Raw genomic sequence first — 19394 nt, 5'->3', positions numbered from 1 at the left:
TAATTAACGACTATTTAACGTCAACTATATCAAATGTATAAAACTATTGTAAACAGGAAGGGGTTTCTATTCAATGAAAATTACAGCTATTCATCTTTACGCAATTCGTTTACCGCTTCGCAATCCGTTTGTTATTAGTTATGGCTCTTATTCTGATATGCCCTCTATTATCGTCAAAATGGAAACAGATGAAGGTATTATCGGTTACGGTGAAGGCGTTGCTGATGATCACGTCACAGGTGAATCATGGGAAAGTACTTTCCATACTTTAAAACATACGCTAGCCCCTGCTCTAATTGGGGAAAATCCAATGAATATCGAAAAAATACACGACATGATGGACAATACAATTTACGGTGTTCCAACAGCGAAAGCCGCAATTGATATTGCTTGTTTTGATATAATGGGCAAAAAACTAAATCAACCTGTATATCAATTAATTGGCGGGCGCTACCATGAAGAATTCCCTGTCACTCACGTTTTAAGTATTGCCGATCCTGAAGATATGGCTGGAGAAGCTGCTTCTATGATTCAAAAAGGTTACCAATCTTTCAAAATGAAAGTTGGTACAAATGTAAAAGAAGATGTAAAACGTATTGAAGCTGTACGAGAACGTGTAGGAAATGACATCGCTATTCGCGTTGATGTAAACCAAGGCTGGAAAAATAGCGCAAACACATTAACAGCACTGCGTTCATTAGGACATTTAAACATTGACTGGATTGAACAACCTGTTATCGCGGACGATATTGATGCCATGGCTCATATTCGTTCTAAAACAGACCTCCCGCTTATGATTGATGAAGGATTAAAAAGTTCTCGTGAAATGCGCCAAATTATTAAATTAGAAGCTGCTGATAAAGTAAATATAAAACTAATGAAATGCGGCGGCATATATCCAGCTGTAAAGCTCGCTCATCAAGCAGAAATGGCAGGCATTGAATGCCAAGTGGGATCAATGGTCGAATCATCTGTTGCCTCTTCCGCAGGATTCCATGTCGCTTTCTCAAAGAAAATCATTACGAGCGTAGAGCTAACAGGACCATTAAAATTTACGAAAGACATTGGAAACTTACATTACGATGTACCATTCATTCGCTTAAACGAAAAGCCTGGACTCGGCATTGAAATAAACGAAGATACACTACAAGAACTAACCGTCTTTCAAGACGTTGTACGCTAAAGGAGGACTATCATATGACGGTTCTATACGAAGGAACATTAAAACAAAATAACGAATCATTTCACGTTACATTACTATCACTAGAGCATATCGAGCAAATCTTATCACTACAAAACATTGTAGTTGAAGCACTAGAAGATAAAAGTCGTTTACAACCACTCTCACAAGAAGAATTTCAATACATTCTAGAAGGAAACGGCATGATGATCGGTGCTTTTATCGAAAACGAACTCATCGCATTTCGCGCTCTACTCGTCCCTCCTATCGATGATGAACATTTAGGGCTCGATATTGGTTTGCCAGAAAGTGAACTACACCGCGTCATCTATCAAGAAATCTCAAACGTTCACCCGAACTGTCGAGGAAATGGGATGCAAAAAATATTAGCAAACGTCATCATGGACGAATTACAAAAAGAAGATAGCAAATATGATTATGTATGCTGCACCGTTGCTCCTTTTAACATTCCGAGCTTGAAGGATAAGTTTGCGCAAGGGATGGAGATTGCTGCGCTGAAGGAGAAGTATGGTGGTAGTCTGCGGTATGTTTTTGTGAAGGAATTGCGCAGAGATAAGGAAAACGATTGGACAGATGTTCAAAGTATTCTAATGAGTGATGCTAGTGGACAGCAGGCTTTGCTTTCGGAGGGGTATCGTGGGTATGAGATGGCGAAAGTGGATGGGGATTTTGTTGTGAAGTTTGGACGATAATCTATATACTCGAAAAGAGGAGATGCCTGCTGTGACCTCTTCTCTTTTCGATTTGTTGAACAATCCTGTGGTAAATGAAATTATATCAACGATTTTTCGAATATATCTATCATAACTTACAATATATCAACGATTTTTAAAATATATCTATCATAACTTACAATATATCAACGATTTTTAAAATATATCTATCAAAACTCACAATATATCAACAATTCGACAAGAAATATCGATTTACCGACAAAAATCGATATCCCTTCCTAAACCGTCATCTTCCAACTAGATAAAGCTAACCAGTTCTCCATTTCCTTATAATCAGGCATTATCTTCCCGACAAGACGCCAAAAAGAGCGATCATGATTTAAATGAACCATATGACACATTTCATGAACGACTACATAGTCAATTACTCGCTGTGGTGCCATCGCTAGCTTCCAATTGAACGTTAGTTGTAAATTCGAATCGCAAGTACCCCAAGTACGACTACTATCTGTAATACGAATAGAACGTGGTTTTGTCTTAAAGTTACTTTGATGCACTTTAATGCTCTTCTCTACTAAGGTTTTACACTGCTTATAATAAAATCGTTTTAAAGCTTGTTGTATTTTCTCATCCTTAAGCTCTTTCACATAAATATGTAACTTATCCCCTTCAAAAATCGCATTGTCTTGCTCAATGCTTACATCTTGGGAAATCTGTATCGGATACGTATTCCCTAAATACAAAAAGCCTTCTCCTTGATCGTAATCCTTTTCCTGTGGTCCACGCGCTCGCTCAGCCATCTCCTTACGGGTTGTCTGAATCCAATCCCACTTTTCCTCTAGCAACTGGACTAAGTATTCAACAGGTGTCCCTTTCGGAGCCTGCACTTCCACATTTCCATACGAATCCACAAAAAGACGCACGGACTTTTTCTTCTTATAAGTTATATGAAAATTAATTGTCTCGCCTAAATATGTATGTACCATTTCATCACCTAGCATAGTATTTTTACAAATAAAAAAGAGTAGGATACGAACGTCCTACTCTACCTATTATATCATTTACTGCTTTAACGAACTCATTATCCTCTATACTTTACACCTAATCCCTTAATGAAATTCCTTGCGTATCTATCGCCGCACTCTTTGTAATTTTTATGACCTTTTTTTCTTAATAGAGCGCCTAACTCTCCTTTTGTTACCGTAACGCCCACGCTATCTAATATATCAAGTACGTCCTCACTCGTTAAAGATAGTGCGATTTTCATTTTCTTTAGAAGAAGGTTATTGGCACTCTCCTTGCTCTGTACAGGTGCAGGCTGCCCTGGTTTCGGATCTTGCTTTCCTCTTTTTAAAGTAATAAATCCATTTAAAAATGCCTCTAACATCATCATATCGCATGTTTTTACGTACTCATCTTCAGCTACCTCATCATTTTCAGCTTCATGCTGAGGAGCTCTCTTTATTTTTGTAAGCATATCAACTACGTCTTCTTTCGTTACTTCCATCCCGCCAAGTTTAAAGATTTCCACCATATCTATATCTTTTATATCTAAAGCGTATCTTACTCTTTTTAATATATCGTTGTTGCTCATTGCCATTGGGTTTCCTCCTGAAATGTTGATTATAGTAATGCTTTTAGCATGTGTAAATTAATGTCGTTAAGTTACTACTTTAACATTTTAGGAGGAGGTTTTGTAGTCTTAACCAAATTTATGATTATAGAGGCTATACTACAATCCAAGCAATAATTTGATTCTATAGAAGGGTTACAGTAACTTTTCGGTTCATTTTTTCTTAGTTCATTAGATCTACATTCTAGTTTATATTTGTTAACTATAAAAGCAGTGCTTTGATTCCTCAAATACACTGCTCGTCTCTTACATTGTTATATTTCTTCTATACAAACTAGAGTTTATGGGTTTCGATGAATTTTATCCATATAGGAGACTATTGCATATCATAAATTAGCCACTTTCCGTCAACTTTCTTCAAATCAATAGTAATATTGTCAGGATTAGGGCCGTATAAAGGTTTTGGAGAGATATCTATCGTAACTTTTAATTTTGCTCTATCTCCAACTTTTCTTTCTTCTATATTCAATATATCTATTGACGCATTTTTTGGAATTCCAATACGTTTTCCAGCTTCTACATCCCAAGGGAGACTCGGATGTATATACTCACCTGCTTTGTTTAAATCTCTTGATTCAAGAGCTTTAAAAAAGCCTTTTACTGTTTCTTGTGGACTATTATTTTGAATTAGAACGTTAACTAATATAACTATAAACACAATCCCAATTATCCACACGTACCAAGGAGATTTTTTTGCAATTCTTATTAATTTTATGTTTTTATCATTTCTATTTTGGGGCGTAATATCGTTATGGAATTCTCCATTATCAAATAGTTCTTCTGATTCATCCAAATTTATTCTCTCTGTACCACAACTAGTACAGTACTTATTTGTTTTCAATAATTTCTTATTACATGCTGTACAATTCATTATTTTATTTCTCCCTGCCCTATTATTAAAATCAAATCCCCAAAGTTTCACATATTAATTTTCTATTATTTTCAATTTTTTTGATGTAGTAGCATTAAAATTACCTGATGAATCCAATTCTGTATGATAAATGTACGTTTTGACTCTAAAATTTTTATGTGGAAACTTTTTATTTACAGCACTTACCACTAAATTGTTAATTTCATTTCCGATTTTCACAGCTTCTTCTACCGTAGACTTATTATCAACTCGAACTTTTATCGGAAAATCAGCTGTATAATACATATTTGGATTATCATACAGCGTTGCTTGAAATAAAAATGGGGCTAATCCGGTTTGTTCAATAAGTAAATCCTTCGTATCATAAACTTTTATATTTGCAATATTCTTTCCTACTTCCGATCCTGCCTCTGCATCAAAGGGTTCTAATTTCTCGTTAGCAACACTTGTTTCATTTCCTACCGCCTTACCCTTATAATTCATTTCAATAAATTTCACATTACCATCCCGGTCACAATCCAACCAAACAGTACCTTCTTTATTTTTGAAAGCCCCATCCACACTTACAGATATGCTACCGCCCCCAGTTCCTGAAAACTTCTCAATCTGCACACTTTCCGCATCATTTCCTCGAACATCATATTTTGCATACCCTTCCGCCTCAGTGCCTTCTGATTCAATTTTAGTACCTAACATAATATCAAGACCTAATAATTTGAAGGCATCCTTATACTTCAAATCTTTTGGCTCTAATAATTCAATCTTAATATGATTAATAATTTTCCCATCACTTTCAAATGTATATTTAGCATAATTATCTACATATAACCATCTAGTTTCCTCTTTTGTTCTTGGGGATGAAAGCGTTCTCTCTAAATCTTCAAGTCGATAAGTTTTTTTTAGGTACATTGCTATTCCACTTAAATTTGAAGTCGAAATATCATTGCTCTCATTCGTCATAATTTTCTTCTCATCTTGCTTAACATTTTGGCTTACTTCTTTTGTTGGTACTGATTCTGTTGATTTTTGACAACCCGATGTAATTAATCCTGCTGTAAGTAAAGCTATTAATACTTTCTTCATAATTTCCCTCCAATTAAAATAAAAAAATTCTGGTAGCTCCTATAAGAAAAAATCTTCAAATCAGAAGAAAATTCCACAGTACTCTAAAATTATTATCGAATATTTAAAAATAACTATTATTCAAAAGATCTTCATACCAATACTAAATAATTAACTTTATAAATTATGTCGAAAGAAGTCGAAAAACAATATTTTTATAATCGGAAATTCAGATTTATTTTTTCCTCTGTTAAATTAATTAATTTAAACATAAAATAGGACCTCCTTACATGCACTCTGCATGTAAGGAGGTCCTATTTAGATAAAAATCATACATTTTCTTAACTTGATGGCCATGCTCAAATAAAGAGATTTTTTATTTCTGTCTATTATTCAGATTACATTTCATACCTCGATAGAGCCTAATGTACTCTACTCCAGCTCTTGTCATTTTTCTCCTTACGAGTATTCGTTAGTTCATTATATTCTCAAAGACTTCTTTTTTCAGCAAGCAGACTGTATCAACAAAAAAAGTTACATTCACAAAAAAACTCAAAACTAAATAAAATAACTACCCACAAATTAATACAGTCCATTTTCCTCTATCTTCAGAGCGTTAAACCGTCTCACTATCCTGAGCCACACCAACACTATCCTCAAACCTATCCAACAAAGCACGCACCTCATCAGTAGATTTCGTACTCATCAATTGATTTCTCAATTCAGCAGCTCCAGGGAAGCCTTTTACATAAATTTTGAAGAAGCGGTGAAGCCCTGTGATTGAGCGTGGCAGTACTTCTGCGTATTGATCTTGAAGATCAAGTTGTAGTCTTAAAAGATCTAGATGTTCTTTACTGCTATGCTCTCTTGGCTCTTTTTCAAAAGCAAATGGATTTTTGAAGATGCCTCGTCCGATCATTACGCCATCAATGCCGTATTTTTCAGCAAGTTCCAGCCCCATTTTACGATCAAGGATGTCTCCATTGATTGTTATTAACGTATTTGGTGCAATGCGGTCACGTAATTTTTTTATTTCCGGAATTAGTTCCCAATGCGCATCTACTTGGCTCATTTCCTCTCTTGTGCGTAAATGAATAGAAAGGTTTGCAATATCTTGTTTGAAAATGTGCGTTAACCAATCTTCCCACTCGCTTAACTCTTTAAAGCCAAGTCTTGTTTTTACGCTGACAGGTAGTCCGCCCGCTTTTGCTGCTTGGATAAGTTCTGCTGCAACGTCTGGACGTAGAATAAGACCACTGCCTTTTCCTCTTGATGCTACATTCGGTACTGGGCAACCCATATTAATATCGATGCCTTTAAATCCTAGTTCTGCCATACCGATACTCATTTGACGGAAGTATTCAGGATTATCTCCCCAAATATGTGCTACCATCGGTTGTTCATCTTCTGTAAAAATCAAACGGCCACGTACACTTTTCATACCTTCTGGATGGCAATAGCTATCCGAGTTTGTAAACTCTGTGAAGAATACGTCCGGACGACCTGCTTCACTTACTACGTGACGGAAAACAACGTCTGTCACATCTTCCATTGGTGCAAGTACGAAAAATGGTCGTGGTAATTCACGCCAAAAATTATCTATCATTTCAAATTCAAATCCTCTCACTATGAATACAATTTCAAAATCTCAATTTATAATTTGTGAAAATCAGCAATATTTATTTTAACTAAAATCGCTTATGAATGGTATTTTTGTAAACCAAAAAGCAGGTGGTATAGATTTTTTCTATATCAACTGCTTTCCTATTATACTAACTTAAGCCAAGCCACACACTCCACATGCGTCGTATAAAGTATATCATATCTTTTGGTGTACCCTATACTACTGTTGTGCATTCTTCTGCGAAGAAAATAAATCCAAATGCATTCTTTTTGTTTTGAATAAATTTAATTTATTTTAAGTGTGTGGTCATTTTTGTGGTCAGTGGTCAAATGAATCATTACTTTTCATACATTCTATAAATTGGTATGATTTACTTAATTTAAGGGGGACGATTATATGAAGGTTGTTCAGTCTATATTTAGAGGAATTCGCTTAATTAGTAGAATTGTGAATCCGATATTAAAAGCATTATCTAAAAGCAAATTTTAATAACATAAAAAAAGAGCCATCAAATGATGGCTCTTTTTAACCAAACTATTCTTTTGTTTTATTTTTTAATGTACTCGTACCACCATTTACCTTCAGGTCTAGTATCCATCCACCAAGTAATCTTGTCTAATTCCTGATTAGGCAATACTTCCGTTTGTAAGTATGCTATTCCAGTTGAAGAATCCGAGATAACCTTTCCTTTGATTCCACGCTCGTTCATAGCGTTTACAACTTCTGGAACCAACGAGACGCCAAACCCACCAGATTTAACATATTGATATCCACCATTAGAAATGGATTGTTCTGGTTGCTTTGCTTCTGTAAACCAAGATAAAGGTTTACTTCCAATTAGTTCATTCAAATCACATTTGCCGACACCAGGCACATTTCCTGTTTCAGTGTATTGCCAAATATCGCATGGATAATCTGGTTTCTTCCCTCCGTAGCGGGGAATCCATACAAAATCAGCTTTTACATTTGCCATGCCAAAAGGAGCGTACATGTGATGACCGACATATAAACCAACTTTCTTAGCTCCTAAACGGCGTAATTCATCAATAAATGCTTGTGCGCCTGCTCTCATATCTCCCATCGTTTTTACTTCTACATCTGCAACCCAGACTGTCGCACTTTTATCTCCACGGTTCCAGAAGTCACGAGCTTCTATCCGCGCATCATTTTCAGAAACAAAACGACAAAATGCATAGTTACCAAAAGGGATACCATGTTGCTTCATTGCTTCTACATATCCTTTGTATAAAGGATCTACATAATTCGAACCATCTTGTACACGAGCGATAACAAAATCTAAGTATTGCTTTGCTACAGGCCAATTAATATTACCGTTCCATTTTGAAATATCTACAGTGTAACCCATTATTTATCGTCTCCTTCGCTATTTACATCATGATCAGACCAAATACCTAATGCAATACCAACTGACAGCAAATAAGGTGCTAATTCATCCAAAAAGCTCTTAGCTTCTGGAACACCAAACTTTGTAAACAAAAATCCAAGCAAAGAAAAAACCGCAACCCATGTTTTCCAGTTGCGGAATCGTTTTTTAATATTCTCTTTTGTCATAATTAATTTATCTCCTTTTCTAAAGTGTCAATGCGTTTGTGTGCTTGTTTAGAACTTTCCTCTACTCTTGTAATTCTTTCTCCAAATAAAATCATTTGTTTTTCACTTGCCTTTTGATCAATCCGAATATCATCAACTCCTTTCCTGATATACCCTAATTCTGCTCTCATTTCTGCACTTTCTTGTCCATCAGACTTTACAGACTTTGTTCTATTCAATGAATAGCCCAAATAGCTAACGGCAAGTGATAACGCTGCAATAAGTAAACCAATTTCAATTGTCATTTCTTCACTCCTTTTTATGCTGCAAAGCAACTTGGATCCATTCCAAATATCTCAGCAATATCTTCTTCACTTCTGTCTTTCAAATAAGATTCAGTTGTGGAGATATCAGAATGATTAGCGAGTGATTTTAGTTTTTCAAGCGGTACTCCTTGAACTTTTAAATTATCTAATCTGCTGTGACGGAAACAGTGAGGATTAATTTTAAATCCCTTCCCTTCCTTTTCGTTCAGCATCTTAGCAAATATTTCGCACCAATAATTAAATACACTCTTGTTCAATCTTTTTCTCTCACCATTCTTATAAACACGCACAAACAAATCTGGAATAGTATCCTTACCTCGCTGATTTATATATAAACGAATACATTTCTGCACTCGGTGATTGTAATATAATCTAAACTTCTTACCGCGTTTTCCTCGTACCACATTTGTATAATATTGTTCTGTCAGCCCTTCTTTTTGAACCTGATATACCTCATTCTTTCTAGCTGCACTGTAATAAGAAAGTGCTAAATACGTTGCTAACATATATTTTTCTTGCTCAAGTAATTCATCGATTAGCCAATTAATCTGGTCCTCTGTTATAAATGTAATGTCTCGAATTGGATTCTTAGGTAAACCACGCACCCTTGAGCCTACGTTGAACTCGTAATTATAATCATCATCGTCAGCACAAAATTCAAGAGCTGAACGTAATGCACTCATCAATCCATTCACACGTGCGTTTGACATTCCCATCTCTTGAAAAATAATAGATAAATTCCGAATATCTTTACGTGTTAAATCAATAAGTTTTTTATTTTCGAAGTGTTCATGTATCAGAAACAGAATAATTCGTAAATCCCAACTGTATTGCTGTAAAGTGCTTGCCGCTTTCCCTTGCGATTTCTTTTCAATGAGAAAATCTTTGACTAGGTTTTTATTTTCCTGGCTAACATGCTTTTCATAAATTACTTGGTCTACTATTCGTTTCACACTGATCATCTCCTCAAAATAAAAAGAGAAGTGAAATCACTCCTCTTGATTGATGAATTGAATCAAAGCCGTATTTTATACAAAATAAAAAACAGCCTATAGCTGCTCTGGTTTCTTATCAATTAAATTTTGAAGTAACAGTTGTTCTAAAACTTCAATTCTACTGTTCATTTGTTTATTCTCTTCTTTTAACTCTTGAATTTCAGCATCTTTCGCTTGTTTTTCTTCTTGAAACGCCTTTATTTGAATGGCTACTGAAGAATATATTTCAGCTGCATTTCTTGTTTTTGTAACAAAACACTCAGGAGTATTTTCATCATCTGCAATCCACCCATAGTGAGTTTCTATATCCTTTGTTGTAAGGATTGGATCACCTTCAACACGATTCATTCGCTTCTCATATAAATCTTCTATATCTGTTTTCAAGTTGTATTGTTGGATTTGAAGTGCCATAATTTTTTCTATTGCGCTAAACTGCACGTCACGAATATTTGTCTTGTACTCACGTTTCGATGCCGTTTGGAATGCCGATGCCGTAACAGCGTTATATGCACTTCCTGACCCGTTTTTAACTTGAAGTGTTGTATATCCATCGATGATACCATTACGTAGAGTTACTGTTTGGAAACGAAGATCAGTTTCGTTATTTGGTGTCGCGACCACATCAAGCATGTTTTTACCGTTTAAATTGAAAACAATAGCAGACTGGCTATCTAACGATACGGATTTAGCTCCTCCTTTTAATGCAATCCCACCTGTTGCTTCCACCCAATAAGACCCGTTAGCGATTGTTGCGCTTAATCCAGCTGCAGATTCAAACGACATTAGGCTATCGCTTTTTAACCTTGTCGTTCCATCTTTACCTAGTGAAATGTAACTTACAAATTTAGGGTCACCATTTGCATCTTTACCTTTTACCGTACCTAGAAAACCTTGCGTTGGTTGTTGACTGAGAACAACAGAACCATCTTGAAAACCTGCATCTCCGCCTAATACAATCGTTGGTTGCAGTTGTTTTACTGAGTTTGTATAGTATCCAAGGAATACACGGGTTAAATTTGACTCCATCAAGCGTATAAATTGCTTTTGAATGTGAACATAATTAGAACTATTGTCTGTACGTATGGTTGTACCTTTAAGTTCCTGCGCTTCTAAATACTTTGCTATTGTTGTTCCATCTAATTGTATTTTACCTGCACTAATTTTAACTGCCTCTGCTGTTTGATTGATAGATGAAATAATATCGCCTTTTTTGACTGTTGAATTAATTTCATTAGACATTAATGTAATAGAGCTTTCGTGCTTTTCCACCATTGCCTTACTTCCAAATTGACCGTTCGCTTCTGTTTTGGTGTATACATCCGTTTTCTCTGCCTTTAGGTCAATACGGCTAGATTGCTGATTGATCGTTGTTTCCATTTTAGAAACTTTACTGTCAAAATCAGAAGTAGCCACTTTCTTTGCAATTTCGCCTACAAGTTGGTCATAGTTGGCATAGTCTTTCGGATTCTCCATGAAACTAGAAGGTGTAATACCTTGTTGTAATTGTGGTTGCGATACCCAAAGTCTACCGTTTTTTCTAATAACCACTACGAAACGTATCGTAGTAACACTAGATGCAGGAGATGGCATAGTTACACTAACAAATTTCCATGATCCATTAGTCAGTAATGGTACAAGTTGTACGACTTTATTCGTAACCCAAGTAGAACCATTGTAAAATTCAATCATTACAAATGCTGTATTATCTATGGTAGCAACTGCATCTGTGTAAAACCATGCAGATAACACATAATCACCGGAGTTAGGAGATACAGGTAATGATTGATAGAACGCTGCATTTCTGTCTACTGTCTGCCCGGACGATTCTAATTTAACGGAATTCATACCGTCATGGTTTCTCGCTGTTTCTGGTACAGCTGTAAAGTTACTGCCGTTTGGACCGACACCCCATTTAGAAATACTCGGTTTTCTACTCGTTACAGCTCCTGTAGTAGCGTTTATTACTCGATCTTCAAATGCAGTATTAAATAGTAAGTTTGTACTTCCTAATCCACCTACATATTCTTGCATTTGAGTATCTGTTACTTTGGATTTAATTTGATTATTCAACTGTGTGATATCACTCGTGTTTTGTTGTACAATTTCTCCTTGTTTGCCTTGTGTTTGAGATAGAGTTGTAATGGTTTGTGAATTAGAATCCGTTGTTTGTTTAACTTGATTCAAGGTAGTTTGCATTGCACCTTGGTCTTTTTGAACAGTTGATACAGTAGTTTTTACACCATCCACACTTTTTTCGATTTCGGTTGTTTTCTTCGTGAATTCATCGGTTGTTACTTGATCTTCTGCTGCTGGTTTATAGTCTGTTGCTTTATTTCCAATTTCAATTTGCCATTCTTTTAATTCGATCATGCCTTTAACATTACGTAATAGCGTTTGCGGATTGAAAACCTCAATTGCTTTATCTTTAAGATTATAAGTAAAGGAATATGTTTTCCATTCTTGATTTGCGTTAACATCACTTTCGCAACGAACACCAGGCCATAATTGTTCACCATCTTTATACTTTATCCACACTTCTACCCCAGCCCATGGATTCGGTGTTCCCTTTTCATATCCAATAGTTCTTGCTTTAAAGCTAATAGTAAACTGCTGCCCTTGTAGCATCGATAAACCATCCGGCACAATTTTAAATAACTTATTTACTATATTAGACACTGTTGTTCCTGTGTCAGATTTAAGTGTGCCACCTGTACTTAACAGAATGTTACGTCCGCCAATCTTCATATCATCAAACTTTTTCTCCACACTACTCAACTTCTCGGTGACTTTTCCTGCTTCTTCTTTAATTTCAGTTGTTGTTTTCTTAAGCTCACTTGTTGTTTGCTGCACATCAGAAATAGTCTTCTTCGTACCTTCCACAGTGGATTCAACCGTATTTAATTTATTACTGATTTCAGTATCTTTTTTTGTTAACGATTCAATAGAAGTTTTAAATCCATCTGCGGTTTGCTCTGATTTCATTACACGTTCAGTAAGCTTTCCTTGTTCATTTTGAATATTAGAAACCGTCGTGTTAATCCCTTTAATAGTAGTCTCAATTTCTACCGTCTTTTTAGTAAAATCAGTTGTTGTTACTTGATCTTCTGGCGCTGGAGTCCATGCTGTAGCAACGTTAGATAATTCAAGTTTGACGTTTTTTACATACGCTGTACCTTCAATACCTTCGCCACCATATATATACAATCTAACAGCTTTAGTAACGTCAAATTTTTCATGAAGTTTCATGGTAAACGTATAGCGTTCCCATCTATTAACTTCACTTACGTTAAACACATACTGACCACTGTGAAAGCTTTGTGCTGTGTTACCTTCAATAAAATGATGTAACCCACCGTTTATACGGAAACCTTTTGTATCTGACCAAATATCCATACTAATAGTAATTTCTTTACCCGCGACATTATTTCTCGCAAATTCTGCAACCACATCTTCAGCGATACCCAGCCATCTATTTTTTTGACCGATAATACTGTTTTTATTAATAAACGCTACAACTGGATAACCGAAAGTAGTTATATCTAGATGGGCATGATAACCTTTTGTTGGATCTGCTACACCACCGTTATACCCACTTCCCCAACCAGATGCCTGAAGATTACCATTTAACGATTTGTCCCAACTTATAGAATCATTAACAATATAACTAGAAAAATTAGAGTTTTTAAGCGAATTTCGTCCATCTAGTTTTGTATTATCTACTTGCGTTTTAAGTTCTGTAAGAGTCTGTTTCGTCCCCTCAGCTGTTGTCTTAATCTCGTTTGTTTTCTGCTCCAACTGTGACATGCCTTCATTCGTTTTCTTTAATTCGGACTTCTCCGCTTTCTGTGTAAGAGCTTCATTTGTTTGACCAATCGATGTATTAATATCCTTGAATTTCTGTACATTCCCTTGTTTATCAGTTTCATAGATTTGTTTCCCTATAAAACCATTGTTAATTTCCTCTTTTGTAAACACTCCAGATTTATCGGCTTTATCTTTTAACTGTGTATTAATCCATGTTTGATCCACTTTGCCATTAACTTGCTTTTGAACATCCACTATTTGTCCAGCTATCTCTTGCGCTTTACCTTCCACACTTTGAACCTTTTGATTTAATTCCGTTTTAGCTGTTTCAATATCTTTCTTAACATCTTTAATACTTTGCTGTAATGGAGCTGTATCAGGAACAACAGGTTCCCACGATACACCTGTCCATATTTTTAAAATACCAGGCTTACCATTACTAATATCACGCCATAGTGTTTTATTAGGTTTAAGATTAGTAGTAGGTGGATTATCTCCTTCTATAATATCTACAAGATTTTGATTCATATATTTTTGTGTTGCTTCTGCCAAGTCTTTTGCTGTTTGGCTTTCTTTTTGAGCCTGATCAGCTTTATCTTTAGCATCAATGATGTCTTTGTTTTGTTCCTTTACTTTATTATTTAATTGGTCAAATAACTCCTGCGGAACCTTGTCATACAATGAACTTAGTATCTTTTGGTATAATCTTCGCAACTCATCATTTTGATCCACGATTTCACGATAATCACCAAATACATAGTTATCTTGTATAGGATCTTTAAAAGATTCATCACCAGCAATAGCTCGCGCTTCAAGATACAACTTAGGTGTAAACCCTTCATCTATAATTCGAATTGTATCTCCTTCATTGATCTCTTCATGTGATAAATTAGGTATTCTAGCTATATTTTGTACATCGACTCCATAAGAAACGGAAGCATTCACAAGCTTTCTCATTTCCGTTTTCATTAAAGTTAAAAGTCTTTCTGGAGACATATTTTGGTCGTCTGTTTGTGGAGTGTAGAAAGCGAATTTATGTTTTCCGTTCTCATTCCAGCGTTGATAAGCTGCATCATCCACAAGATAAGGAACACCCTTATTTATGGATGAGATTGTAATAAATTCTCCATTTTCTTTTTTCACAAAACCTAATAAGGCTGTACAAATGTTTTGAGAGTTCTCAATACGTTTAATTCCTATTAAATCTTTACCAAAGGTTACTTCTTTTCTTGTATCTCGCCCTCGTCTCTTAACCATATCCACATAACGACCAACAATTTTAGAACCAACAACTTCAGCTCGATATTGAATTTCTATTTCAAATGAAGCGGCAATTTGTTTAAGAAAATCCAATGGATTTGTAAATTCTTCAATTTCCATTGAATGTGCTCCATCATGTTCGGTTTTACCTATTTTCCACTTCGTCCCTTTAAGAGCTATTTCCATACACTGTTTTAATGTTTTGCTTTCCAATTTTTGTGGCTCTATAATTGCTGCTTTAGCAAGCTGAATCCATTCACCAGATGCATAAACCATTAATGATCTATCCTTAGAATCCTTTTCCGTTTCTGTAATGACATAAGGAATGATTCTACCGCCACGTACTTCCTTTAGTACTAAATTTTGTTGTACAAGTGTCACTGCATGATCTGTATTCTCAAATACCCTAAACTCTAGAGTATCAATATTATTTTTAATTTCCCAATGTCGTTTGTCATCCCAATAGTCTTTAGTTTGTACGGCTGAAACGATTTGATTTGTTTTAAAATCAACAACATGTAAGTCTCCACTTGGTGTACTCATCTAAATCGCTCCCTATACGTTAATTTTGCTATTCCTACATTTGCTGGACGTATTATAACTTCATTTTTCCCTCTCTTTATAACAGGGAATGAACTAAATATATCTTTTAGTGCAATCGCATTTGTTCCATTGATTGTTACTAACGATCTTTCTGTGTCTATTTGAATTTTATCTCCTATATCAAAAATATAAGGTGTTACATCTTTATCGAAATGATTAATCTTGTAAAACTTAACATCTTCAATAAATGCGACTTCCATCGCATCATTATTTCCGTATTTAGTAACTGCTACAGCAATTTTTTTGGGCTTCATACTTGTGTATTTAGATGTATTGCTTATATCTATCCAATAATCTAATTCAGTATCGTTATCAATCTCTGTATTCGTTCTATATTTAGATGCTTTAGCAAACCACTTGTTGCCCTCGCGTTTCATTGACAAATGACCTCTAAAGTCATTGAACGATCCTTCACGAATACCACCTGTAGATTCGATAATTCTATAGTTATCTTTATTGACTTCGGATTCCATCCAACCTACACCAACTCTAGCATTAATATTCTGCATAGTATTGTAGTAATCTGTTAAATCCAGCATAGTCATAACTTCATCATTATCTCCTAGAAGAAATACAGCTACAGAACCCATTTGACCAACCCTAGTAGATTGTAGTGTGAATTGACAATCTAAAATAAAATCAGTAGCATCTTGAGGGATTGCCCTAGTCATTACAGGTCCATGCCATGCGGTACCATTACCATAATCTTCAGCATAGAATGCGTAACCTTGCCATACTTTAAAACTACCTGCGGGCTGAATATAACCGATTTTTTGAGTATACGGTGTCCATTTGGCTAAGTCCGTCATTTCATCCCATAAAATACGTTCCTCTCTAGATACCACAACCGTCTGTATTGGGACTGGATAACCAAGTCTGAAGTACTCTAGCCCGTTCCATACATCCAGAAAAGGACTCTTTGCCCCTACAGTTATATCAATAATTGGATTAGACTCTACAGATCCTTTGTTAATAAAGTTAGACTTTAAGTCACTGTTCTCAATAGCAAGGGTTTTATTTTGTATAGGACCTAACTTATATGGCATTGGACAAATGAACTTAAGTGTTCCTATTCCAAGTGTTACAAACTCATCTGGATCAAAACTGTCATCCACAACTGCTAAATATGTTCTATTGGGTTCTACATCAAAAATAAGCTCTACTGGTTGATCTGTTATTAACCAACTTGCAATTTCTTCTTTTAACATTTCTAAATCAGTATCACCAGGAACTATAATCCCTACAGGAATTGATAAAACACGCATTTCGGTTTGTGTATTTAATAATCTTGCTCCTGGATATCCTGGGGTACGTAGAAAATTCCGTTTCAATGGTGCCCAAGTTGGTCTTTTCCACCCTTTTGCAATTTGGATATACTTTTTACGTTCATTGTTAAATTTGAAAGAGCTCATTTTGACACCTCATTTCTTTATAAAATAAAAGAAACCCAAACCTAAAAGTCTGAGTTTCTTTTTTCTTCTCTTTCTTGATACTCGGTTGTATATCGATAAGTACCACGTGCCACATCTCGTCCATCTAAAACAACAGGAACTTCAACAACTAAATCACCGCCAAGCATTGGGGTTACTCCATTACTTGATGAACCAAAAGAATTATTAACAACTTGATTTGATACACTATTTGTCATCGCCTGTCTGCTATTCGACATATTTCCATACACACCACTCATGACACTTTTTAGTCCTGCCAATTGGCTTGCGGAACTAGTCATCATACGTCCCATGTCACTCATTAATTGATTTATTTCACCTGACATAGCAAATTGACCTCGAGGCATGGCTGCTACGATTCCCGCACCAATACCTCCAAGTGTCTTTTTATTTAAAGGTAAAACAGCTTCATCACCAGCTTCGCCAGCCCCTTGTAGATTGCCACCGTTCATTCCGAATATTGTCGGCTTAGTGAAGATACCACCTTTTGCACGCCAGTCCACATTAACGCCTGATGGAATAGTGATATTTTTCCCCATAACTGTCCATGTACTAGTCTGCAAGCTAAAGTGTGGTAATTTAGGCATTTCTGGAGATGGTATTTTTAATCTTAAATTACTAAAGAATGACTTGATTTTATCTACAAATCGCTCTACTTTATCAACCGCATCTTTAATTGGATCAATAATAAATCGTTTCGCTGCTTCAAATTTTTCTTGCGCTGCATTCTTTACGGAATCGAATTTTTCTCTAGCTGAATTATATAAATCAGTAAATTTTTGCTTTGCCTGATTATAAGCGTCTGTTACTGGCTGAATAACATATTGCTTCACTAAATTCCAGGCTGAGAGTGTATACGATTTTATAGATTCCCAATTTCCTAATATCCAGTTAGCTAAATCTGAAAGCTTTTGTTTCGTTGTATTCCACAATTCTTGAACCGGTTGAATAACATACTGTTTTATTAAATTCCACCCTGCTAGTGTGTAAGACTTCGCTAATTCCCACTGTGAACCAAGCCAAGAAACTAAATCACTAAATTTTTGCTTCACTAAAGTCCAAGTTTCCTGAACCGGTTGAATGATATATTGTTTAAATAATCCCCACGCAACTTGCGCTACCGCTTTTGCAATTTCCCATTGTGTACCAAGCCATGTAACTAATTCGCCAATTTTTGTACTTACCCATTCATAAGCTTGTTGAATTGGTTGAATAATATATTGAGATATTGCCGCCCAAGCAATTTGCGCTCCAGCTTGGATTAATAGCCATCCAGCTTGTAGTACCGTTGAAATTAATGAAATAATTGGATCTAAGAATGTAAGTATAGAATTCCAAATTTCTTGCCATTTTTGGTATAGTTGCATGAAAAATTGAGTTGCTGTTTCTACCAATGATGACCACCAAGTAGATGCCGTCTCAACCAAAGAGGAGAGCCAACCTACAGCTGTATCAATTAAAGAAGAAAACCATCCTGAGGCTGTTTCTACTAGAGAAGATAGCCATGTAGAAGCCGTTTCTACTAGGGATGACCAATAAGACGATGCCGTTTCGACAAGTGAAGATAGCCACGTTGTCGTTGATTCTACTAGAGAAGCCCACCATCCAGACACTGATTCTACAAGCGAAGATAACCAAGATGATGCTGTTTCGACTATTCCACTCCACAATTCAGATAAATATTCACCTATAGAATTAAAGGTGTCTATCGTCCATTGACTTATAGAATCCCAATTTTGATATATAGTAATACCTAAAGCAACAACCGCGGCTACAACAATAGCAATTAATGCTACCCATCCCATCATTGCAGCCCCTATACTCGATATAACGACAACGATTGGTGCTAAAGCCATAAATGCTCCTGAAATTACACCAATAGCTACTGCTATAGCTGCCAACGTAGCCGCTAATTTAGGATTGTTAGAAATCCAATCCGCTATTTTAGCAACAACATCAGCGATAACTCCAAGAACAGGTTTGAGAGCCATTTGTAAATCTTGCATTGCCTTTTGGAATTTAACCGCTGGGTTTGCATCCATTTTCTTAATGGAATCATTCAATTTATCTTGTTGTTTTCCAAAATCAACCGTTTTATCTTTCGCACCTAGCAAAGTATTAATGATGTTTTGCCCTTGATCTTCATACATTGTCATTTTGTTATCGTAGAGGCTTTTTATCCTCTACTTCTTACAGTTCATTTCCTGTAAGTTCGGCATATGTATTCACTAAAAAGTGTCGCGGTCTCGTGGAGGAATTATATCTTTTCACCCTCTATGCTCTGCCCCTGACTATACTTTGTATAGCCTTCGGTTCAAATTAGGATTCGCACCCTCTTT

At 35.8% G+C, this 19394-nt stretch carries 14 protein-coding genes; 2 read left to right on the top strand and 12 right to left on the bottom strand.

Annotated features, from left to right (window positions below; all coding sequences use genetic code 11):
• Positions 1-73: 73 nt before the first annotated feature.
• Both MHH27_RS02220 and MHH27_RS02215 read left to right on the top strand, forming a co-directional pair.
• Positions 74-1183: a mandelate racemase/muconate lactonizing enzyme family protein gene (locus tag MHH27_RS02220; RefSeq protein ID WP_090978182.1), complete on the top strand. Its 1110-nt coding sequence runs from the start codon at positions 74-76 to the stop codon at positions 1181-1183.
• Between the two features lie 14 nt (positions 1184-1197).
• On the top strand, positions 1198-1893 hold the full coding sequence (locus MHH27_RS02215; protein ID WP_000217550.1) for a hypothetical protein: 696 nt from the start codon (positions 1198-1200) through the stop codon (positions 1891-1893).
• A 260-nt stretch (positions 1894-2153) separates the two neighbouring features.
• Here MHH27_RS02215 and MHH27_RS02210 read toward each other — a convergent pair whose 3' ends face one another.
• The 12 genes from MHH27_RS02210 to MHH27_RS02155 all read right to left on the bottom strand — a co-directional run bounded on the left by MHH27_RS02210 (position 2154) and on the right by MHH27_RS02155 (position 19211).
• Positions 2154-2861: a M48 family metallopeptidase gene (locus MHH27_RS02210; protein ID WP_000233764.1), complete on the bottom strand. Its 708-nt coding sequence runs from the start codon at positions 2859-2861 to the stop codon at positions 2154-2156.
• A 95-nt stretch (positions 2862-2956) separates the two neighbouring features.
• Positions 2957-3475: a YehS family protein gene (locus MHH27_RS02205; RefSeq protein WP_001251702.1), complete on the bottom strand. Its 519-nt coding sequence runs from the start codon at positions 3473-3475 to the stop codon at positions 2957-2959.
• 349 nt (positions 3476-3824) lie between these two features.
• Entirely contained in the window at positions 3825-4430 is a 606-nt protein-coding gene (locus tag MHH27_RS02200; RefSeq protein ID WP_002195128.1) for a zinc ribbon domain-containing protein, read from the bottom strand.
• A 3-nt stretch (positions 4431-4433) separates the two neighbouring features.
• Positions 4434-5462, bottom strand: coding sequence for a hypothetical protein (locus tag MHH27_RS02195; protein WP_000756602.1), 1029 nt, complete (start codon positions 5460-5462; stop codon positions 4434-4436).
• A 595-nt stretch (positions 5463-6057) separates the two neighbouring features.
• Positions 6058-7047, bottom strand: a complete 990-nt coding sequence (locus MHH27_RS02190; RefSeq protein WP_016083712.1) for a tRNA dihydrouridine synthase — start codon at positions 7045-7047, stop codon at positions 6058-6060.
• A gap of 565 nt (positions 7048-7612) precedes the next feature.
• A complete protein-coding gene (locus MHH27_RS02185) occupies positions 7613-8431 on the bottom strand; it encodes a GH25 family lysozyme (RefSeq protein ID WP_340941516.1) in 819 nt (272 codons plus the stop codon).
• Positions 8431-8637, bottom strand: coding sequence for a hypothetical protein (locus MHH27_RS02180; RefSeq protein WP_000159645.1), 207 nt, complete (start codon positions 8635-8637; stop codon positions 8431-8433). Before MHH27_RS02180 ends, MHH27_RS02185 begins: the two co-directional genes overlap by 1 nt.
• 2 nt (positions 8638-8639) lie before the next feature.
• On the bottom strand, positions 8640-8921 hold the full coding sequence (locus MHH27_RS02175; RefSeq protein ID WP_000151210.1) for a hypothetical protein: 282 nt from the start codon (positions 8919-8921) through the stop codon (positions 8640-8642).
• Between the two features lie 14 nt (positions 8922-8935).
• On the bottom strand, positions 8936-9895 hold the full coding sequence (locus MHH27_RS02170) for a tyrosine-type recombinase/integrase (RefSeq protein ID WP_197234736.1): 960 nt from the start codon (positions 9893-9895) through the stop codon (positions 8936-8938).
• 96 nt (positions 9896-9991) lie between these two features.
• Entirely contained in the window at positions 9992-15544 is a 5553-nt protein-coding gene (locus MHH27_RS02165) for a phage tail spike protein (protein WP_340941509.1), read from the bottom strand.
• Positions 15541-17016, bottom strand: a complete 1476-nt coding sequence (locus MHH27_RS02160; protein ID WP_340941507.1) for a distal tail protein Dit — start codon at positions 17014-17016, stop codon at positions 15541-15543. Before MHH27_RS02160 ends, MHH27_RS02165 begins: the two co-directional genes overlap by 4 nt.
• A gap of 41 nt (positions 17017-17057) precedes the next feature.
• Entirely contained in the window at positions 17058-19211 is a 2154-nt protein-coding gene (locus tag MHH27_RS02155) for a phage tail tape measure protein (protein WP_340941505.1), read from the bottom strand.
• Positions 19212-19394 lie beyond the last annotated feature (183 nt).

Source organism: Bacillus sp. FSL L8-0152 (assembly GCF_038006365.1).
Classification (GTDB): domain Bacteria; phylum Bacillota; class Bacilli; order Bacillales; family Bacillaceae_G; genus Bacillus_A; species Bacillus_A cereus.
Note: the sequence above shows the minus strand (reverse complement) of the source record. Positions and strands in the feature narration are given on the sequence as shown.